General features: G+C 38.3%; 6 protein-coding genes, 2 tRNA genes and 1 other RNA gene. 3 read left to right on the top strand and 6 right to left on the bottom strand.

Going from position 1 to position 6,660, the window contains the following annotated elements:
- Positions 1–20: 20 nt before the first annotated feature.
- Positions 21–1,787: an alkaline phosphatase D family protein gene (locus tag ACG916_RS15465; RefSeq protein WP_419327622.1), complete on the bottom strand. Its 1,767-nt coding sequence runs from the start codon at positions 1,785–1,787 to the stop codon at positions 21–23.
- A gap of 215 nt (positions 1,788–2,002) precedes the next feature.
- On the opposite strand from ACG916_RS15465, the gene ACG916_RS15470 reads away from it, so the two are divergent.
- Both ACG916_RS15470 and ACG916_RS15475 read left to right on the top strand, forming a co-directional pair.
- Positions 2,003–2,088 (top strand) — tRNA-Leu (locus tag ACG916_RS15470).
- Positions 2,089–2,329: 241 nt separating this feature from the next.
- Positions 2,330–3,286, top strand: a complete 957-nt coding sequence (locus ACG916_RS15475; protein WP_419327621.1) for an RDD family protein — start codon at positions 2,330–2,332, stop codon at positions 3,284–3,286.
- 79 nt (positions 3,287–3,365) lie between these two features.
- On the opposite strand, the gene ACG916_RS15480 is transcribed toward ACG916_RS15475, so the two are convergent.
- The 4 genes from ACG916_RS15480 to coaD form a co-directional block, all read right to left on the bottom strand.
- Positions 3,366–3,442: transfer RNA gene (locus tag ACG916_RS15480), tRNA-Met, on the bottom strand.
- A 64-nt stretch (positions 3,443–3,506) separates the two neighbouring features.
- Positions 3,507–3,884, bottom strand: an RNA gene (rnpB, locus tag ACG916_RS15485) — RNase P RNA component class A.
- Between the two features lie 26 nt (positions 3,885–3,910).
- Entirely contained in the window at positions 3,911–4,174 is a 264-nt protein-coding gene (locus tag ACG916_RS15490; protein ID WP_336952742.1) for a YfhL family 4Fe-4S dicluster ferredoxin, read from the bottom strand.
- A gap of 1 nt (position 4,175) precedes the next feature.
- Positions 4,176–4,667 (bottom strand): pantetheine-phosphate adenylyltransferase, encoded by a 492-nt coding sequence (gene coaD / locus ACG916_RS15495; protein ID WP_004722475.1) that lies wholly within the window; start codon positions 4,665–4,667, stop codon positions 4,176–4,178.
- 159 nt (positions 4,668–4,826) lie between these two features.
- Here coaD and smpB point away from each other — a divergent pair, with 159 nt between their 5' ends.
- Positions 4,827–5,303: an SsrA-binding protein SmpB gene (gene smpB, locus ACG916_RS15500; RefSeq protein WP_004722477.1), complete on the top strand. Its 477-nt coding sequence runs from the start codon at positions 4,827–4,829 to the stop codon at positions 5,301–5,303.
- Positions 5,304–5,357: 54 nt separating this feature from the next.
- Here smpB and ACG916_RS15505 read toward each other — a convergent pair whose 3' ends face one another.
- Complete coding sequence (locus ACG916_RS15505; protein WP_419330598.1) at positions 5,358–6,512, bottom strand: hypothetical protein; 1,155 nt, start codon at positions 6,510–6,512, stop codon at positions 5,358–5,360.
- Positions 6,513–6,660 lie beyond the last annotated feature (148 nt).

The following is a 6,660-nucleotide window of genomic DNA, read 5'->3' on the forward strand; positions in this document are numbered from 1 at the left end:
GCTTTTTTAGGCTAGAAAATTTATGCACTTTTCTGAATAGTCTTTACATCAACCAAATTGTTATTTAAAACCACTTGATGGGCACGAGCCGTATCCACTGAATAGGTTTTTTCCTTGATGTTATTTACGAAAATCCAATCCGCTTGCACTTGCTGTGCTGTAAAGCTGACTTTTAAGTAACCACGCTGATTTAAATTGGTGTAATTCAATTCATCAATGAGCGTGGTGAATGCCATTTCAAATTGTTGTAGCTGTGCCAAAGGAATACTTAAATACTTTTCCATCCCTGGTGAAGAGACCGAACTGGTTGCCAATTCAACCCCAACAAAATCACCCGTTTGAGTATGCAAGTCAGCAGACCATGCATTATGCGTATCCCCAGCCAACACTACAACTTTCTTATTTAATGCTTTGAGTGTGCCATATAAAATTTCACGTTCTACATAGTAGCCATCCCAAGCATCCAAATTATAGGGTGCAACTGTGGTCACACGGGCTTTTTCTGCAGCAGTTAATGTTGGATCACCACCTTTCAAACGGACTTTTAAAGTAACTAACTCGATGATCTGTTGATTCATTTTTGCTAAAGTTTCGGCAGTAACATTTCCACTGGTAATTGCAGATAATGACAATAGCAATTCTGCAGGAATTAACATTTTTGCCATCAAAACTTGCTGCCCCAACACATTCCAAGTTGCTGTAGATTGTGCCAGTTTCTTTTGTAGCCACTCACGCTGGGTATACCCCATCAGTGTACGCGTAGTACTGGTTAAATCTGTCTGAAATTTAGCAATATCTAAACCAGAAGCCGTCATATAGTTGGCATAATTGAGTTGTTTGTCGCGTGCCAAAATACGCGTATCCAACATAGTTAATTGTACCAATGAACCAAAGTCAAACTGGCGATAAATATTTAAATGATCTGTTGCAGATACAGGACGAATCGGCATCCATTCAAAATAAGCCTGTAAAGCTGCCAATTTACGGTCTAAGAAATTTCCCTCATTGGCTTGATGATTCTCTGCACCCTCTTTCCATGCATCGTTTGCCAGTTCATGGTCGTCCCAAATCACGATAAAAGGATGTCGTGCATGCGCAGCCTGTAGATCGTTGTCAGTATGGTAAAGAGCATAACGCTTACGGTAATCGTCCAACTTGATAATTTCTTTATCATTGTCTGCAGCCAGTGTACGACCCAGCCTTACCGCTTCTTCTGTGGCATATCCATCTTTACCATATTCATAGATGTAATCCCCCAAATGGATAATCGCATCGACCTCTTGTTTTGCCATTTCTTTATATACATAAAAATAGCCAGCAGGATAATTTGAACATGAACACACCGCAAACTGCACAGAACTGGCAGTTTCAGGTAATGTTTTGGTACGTCCTACTGGCGAAATCACCGAACCAAATTTAAAACGATAATAATAAGTTTGCCCAGACTTAAGCTTGTCTGCATCGACCTTAACAGTAAAATCCTGAGCTGATGCTGTTTGTACTTTTCCAGTATTGATCACTTGAGTAAATTTATCGTCTGTGGCAATTTCCCAAACCACTTCTAAACGCAAAGACGTATCCTGTGGCGTAATACGTGTCCACAAAATCACACGATCTTTTAACGGGTCTCCACTGGCAACACCATGCAAAAATTCAACTTTTATTGTAGGAGATGTTGAATCGTTATTATCACTGCCACAAGCAGTCAACGACACTGGTATAGATAATGCCCCAAAACTGGCTAATGACTTTTGAATAAGTTCACGGCGTGAAATTGAGTTTGGCATTGAAGTTGATTTCCTCTAAGTTTTTTATCCAATCAATTTAAAGGCTTAATATTTCGCTTTAATCTCAAATTGATGAAAAAATCATGACAAAATACTCATTTAACGGCTTAAAATGCTTTATTTTCAAACATAAGCACATGAATTGATTGAAAAGAAAGCAAATCGACATAAATACGCTTGCCAAGAGAAAAACTGTCCTTTATTATTGCGCACATGCCCGAGTGGTGAAATCGGTAGACACAGGGGATTTAAAATCCCCCGCCCACAAAGCGTGCCAGTTCGAGTCTGGCCTCGGGCACCATTTTAAGTCTTATTAAAATGGTGCAATAAAGAACCCAGCGATAAGCTGGTTTTTTTATGCCTTAAATTTGTAAATCAACTATAAATTGCTAATTTAAAATATAACTCAAAGTTCAATACATCTTGCTAAAAAGCGTGATAGCTCAGTAATATTTTTCTGGTTATTTTTCATTAAAAACCCTATAATACGTTAAATTTAAATTAATTATTAATATTTTCATAAACTTAATTAAACCAAACCCATGTCTAAAATTACTACTGAAACTCAAAAAGCCGCCCCTATATTTCCTCGATTATTCGCATTTATCATCGACTGTATTACCGTCAGCGTAGCCTGTTTAGTGACGGGCAAAATACTGTACCCCTATTTTGAAAATTCTCCTTTTATATTCCAATGTATAGGCACGCTCCTCTGTCTATTTTATTTTGCTGCTTTTAACAGTCAGATAGGAAATGGTAAAACCATTGGGAAAATCCTTTGTAAAATTAGGGTAAAAGACTTAAATGGTGCTTCAATTCCATTTGTGCGCTCTCTAGTTAGATCAAGCATCTTTATCATTCCATTTTGCTTTGCAGGTTATTTACAAACATATTCAACTCAGCATCTTTTACTCAGTCTGCTTGTGGCTTTTTTTCAAAGTATCGTTTTTGCCTGCTTCTATTTGGCAATTTTTAATGGAAATAGCCAACAATCTCTTCACGATCTACTCAGTGAAACTCAAATACTCAGAAACGCTCAATCCAATATTCCACGTCAAGCTGTATGGAATATTCATTACTACATCATTGCGCTGCTAACAATTGTTATTTTTTCCGTCAATTTATGGGGTTATTTCCAAACCAAAGCAATGTCAGCCAATGATTTTACTTTAATCTCCCATGACATTAAAAATGCTCAAGTTGAAAGTCGTCATACCTTCATCGGAGAGGCTGAATCCACAAATCAGGTTTTAATTTTAAATGTAAATCAGCCAGATTATCTGGATAACATTGATAGCGCTGAAACATTGCTAGAAAAAATTGATCGACAACACGCTGAAGTTTTAACGCAATACAAGATCAATCAGGTGCAATTTAACTTTTCTTATCAATTTGGTTTGGCGAAATTATCAAAAACAACACTTTATGATTATAAAAAGACACATAAAAGTAGCCTAACCTATATTGGAGATAGTACGGGATTGAACCTTGGTTTTTAACAAAACCAAGTCCCATTTGTAAAGTTTAAATCTGGAAGATAAAAAAAGACCACGTTTTTGGAAACGTGGTCTATAAAAATGGTGGCTATGACGGGACTTGAACCTGTGACCCCCGCATTATGAGTGCGGTGCTCTAACCAACTGAGCTACATAGCCTAAAACTGTGCGCGCATTATCTGCTGTAAACAATATTACGTCAAGCACTAATTAAAATAAAATTCATCGAAGTGAGCCGATAAGCCGGGTTCTGTCTAGAACGATCATTCCTCTAGGCGCATGATCACTCATACGCTCAAGCGACCTACCCGGATCCAGCATGGGCCATGCCTATAGGATCCCTATTTGGTCTTGCTTCCGGTGGGGTTTACCATGCCATGAACTGTTACCAGCCATGCGGTGCGCTCTTACCGCACCCTTTCACCCTTACCTTCCATTTCTCCGAAAAGAAACGATATTGAAGGCGGTCTACTCTCTGCTGCACTTTCCGTCGGTTCACACCGCCCAGGCGTTACCTGGCACCTTGCCCTATGAAGCCCGGACTTTCCTCCCCTGCTTCAATCACGGAGATCTCCACAGCAGCGATCGTCTGGCTCACTTCGGGGCGTATCCTAACAAATTTCTTGGCTAATTGCTTGCGCTTTTTTGAGCAATTAGTTTTTTATACTTTTCCATCAAATCTTCTTGGCTCTCTACATGGTTCGGATCGAGCGGAATACAGTCGACTGGACAGAAAAGCGCGCACTGTGGTTGATCAAAATGCCCAACGCATTCTGTACATAGGTTCGGATGGATTTCATAAATCTCCTCCCCCATAAAAATGGCATCATTTGGACATACAGGCTCGCATACATCACAATTGATACATTCATCAGTGATAATTAAAGACACACTACCAACCTTGTTGATGTTTACGATGGAAGGCTTCGACAACGCATTGAGGAACAAACTTTGCCACATCACCTTTCAATCGTGCTATTTCTCGAACCATCGTCGAAGAAATAAATGAAAATTGCTCTGATGGTGTTAAAAATACTGTTTCAAAATCATGATCAAGCTGACGATTCATATTCGCAAGTTGAAATTCGTATTCGAAATCTGAAACAGCCCTTAAGCCACGTAACACTGCTGTAGCATGTTGTTCACGTGCAAAATTTACCAATAACCCATCAAAACCGACAAACTCAACATTGGGTAAATGTTTGAGGGATATCTTTGCTAACTCTACACGTTCTTCCAAACTAAAGACTGGGTTTTTATGATGTCCAATTGCAATTGCGACCACAACTTCATCAAACATTCTTGAAGCACGTGCGACTAAGTCAACATGGCCATTGGTAATTGGATCAAAAGTTCCTGGATAGATGACACGAGTTTTAGACATCCATTTGTACTCTAGTTTGTTATGTAGGGCTATAGTTTATCAAAAACTTAAATATTAGCGAATAACCTCTTTTGATTTAGCTTGGGGTTTAATTGTGAAATGACTTCACCTGAAGCCAAGTTTGAGGCAAAATAAGGCTATTCTTGGAATATTTGTATTATGTCGAAAAACATTGTCGTTAAAAAAAATAATAGTGGGACGATTGCACAAAATAAACGTGCACGCCACGATTATTTTATTGAAGAAAAATTTGAAGCTGGGCTTTCTTTACAAGGTTGGGAAGTCAAGTCATTACGTGCTGGACGGATGACCATTACTGAAAGCTATATCACCTTTAAAAATAACGAGGCATTTCTCTTCGGTGCTCAAATTCAACCTTTACTTTCAGCATCTACTCATGTAGTCCCTGAAGCAACACGCACACGTAAACTGTTGCTCTCGCGTCGTGAACTTGAAAAGTTACTTGGTGCTGTCAATCAAAAAGGTTATACCTGTGTCCCTTTAGCATGTTACTGGAAAGGTCATTTGGCAAAACTGGAGATTGCTTTGGTAAAAGGTAAGCAGTTACATGACAAACGTGCAACTGAAAAAGATCGTGATTGGCAACGTGATAAATCGCGAATCATGCATAAATAATGCCTTATTAATATAAAAAACCTCCAAATGGAGGTTTTTTCTTGCAGCAGTCTTTTAACAAAATTTTAAAGAACCATAACAGTTAGGAGCAAAATCCTGAGTTGCCAATTTCAAATCTTTAATCGGAAAATATAATGGATTTGAGCCCGACAAATTAATTTCCCCAATTGCTACCTCACTCGCAATACAAGATAAACCTATTACACCAGGACATTTCACTGTATTCTCAGATTTAGCAAGGTATTCATTTAAACTAGGTACAACTTGTTTCAAAACATCATTCGTCACATCAATTGTATTCGATGGTGTCACTTTGCCAATATCAATTTCATCTTCAATTGCTAGCCACCATCCTCTTTGTGCTGCAATTTCCGCGTTTGGCCACCACACTGATTGTTGCTGTAATGATAAAGAAAATGGATTATTCAATTGTAGCTTGTGAATGTATCCTAAGCTTTGATTAATATCTAAATTTGCAGTTAAACCAGAAATACTCCCACTGGCATTTAATGTTAAAAAAGATAAATCAATACCTGCAAGAATTGGCTTAATTGAACCATTGAAAAATAGCTCATCAATTTTAGCTGTTCCAGTTAAAAGGGCACTATTCATACGATTTCCGTATAAAGTTTTCCCATTAATTGCTAATGTAGCGCCAGTAGATTGTAGCCCTAGATTATAGTCATTTGTCTGAAAACTTGCTGTTGGAAGAATGCCTAGTTTGATATTACCTTTAATAGACATATCTGTATCAGCATATTGTAAATTCCTTGCAGTTGTATTAGCAATGCCTGTTGTTGCTTTAATTTTTAAAGCACCACTTAGACTATTAATACCATTTGGTGAGTTTGAATTTTCAGTACCTGCTGTTAACAAACCCAATGCTTTTTCAGCACTTAAGCGTAAACCCACCACTTCTCTTGTCGAAGCAGTATCAGGATTTTTAATCGCAAATTCTATAAATGGATTAGTCAGTTTTGCACTTGAACCTACACGACCTTCACGGGTATCTGCTAGACCAGAAAGGCTCAAATTATCAATATCAATATCACATCCACCTGCACCATTTGCGCCCCCACAACCCAATTGTAGTTTTTTAATATTGGCATTCAGTTCAAGATCAGCTTCAAGGCCCAGTTTATAAAAACCAACTCCTAGTCCTTGCATCTTATTCACCGAGTCATTGGGTGCAATATAACTCAAACTCATCAATGCCTGACCACTGACTTTAGAAAGCTCCTTGTCTGTTAATTCGGTTAATCAGAGGTGGTCCCACATGTTTGAACAACTAAAAGCTTATTTATAAGTGATACTCTGCTCTAGTTAAGCTACCTTATTTTGTTGTGGTAGCTGGTCA

It is taken from the genome of Acinetobacter legionensis (genome assembly GCF_048552295.1).
Taxonomy (GTDB): Bacteria; Pseudomonadota; Gammaproteobacteria; order Pseudomonadales; family Moraxellaceae; genus Acinetobacter.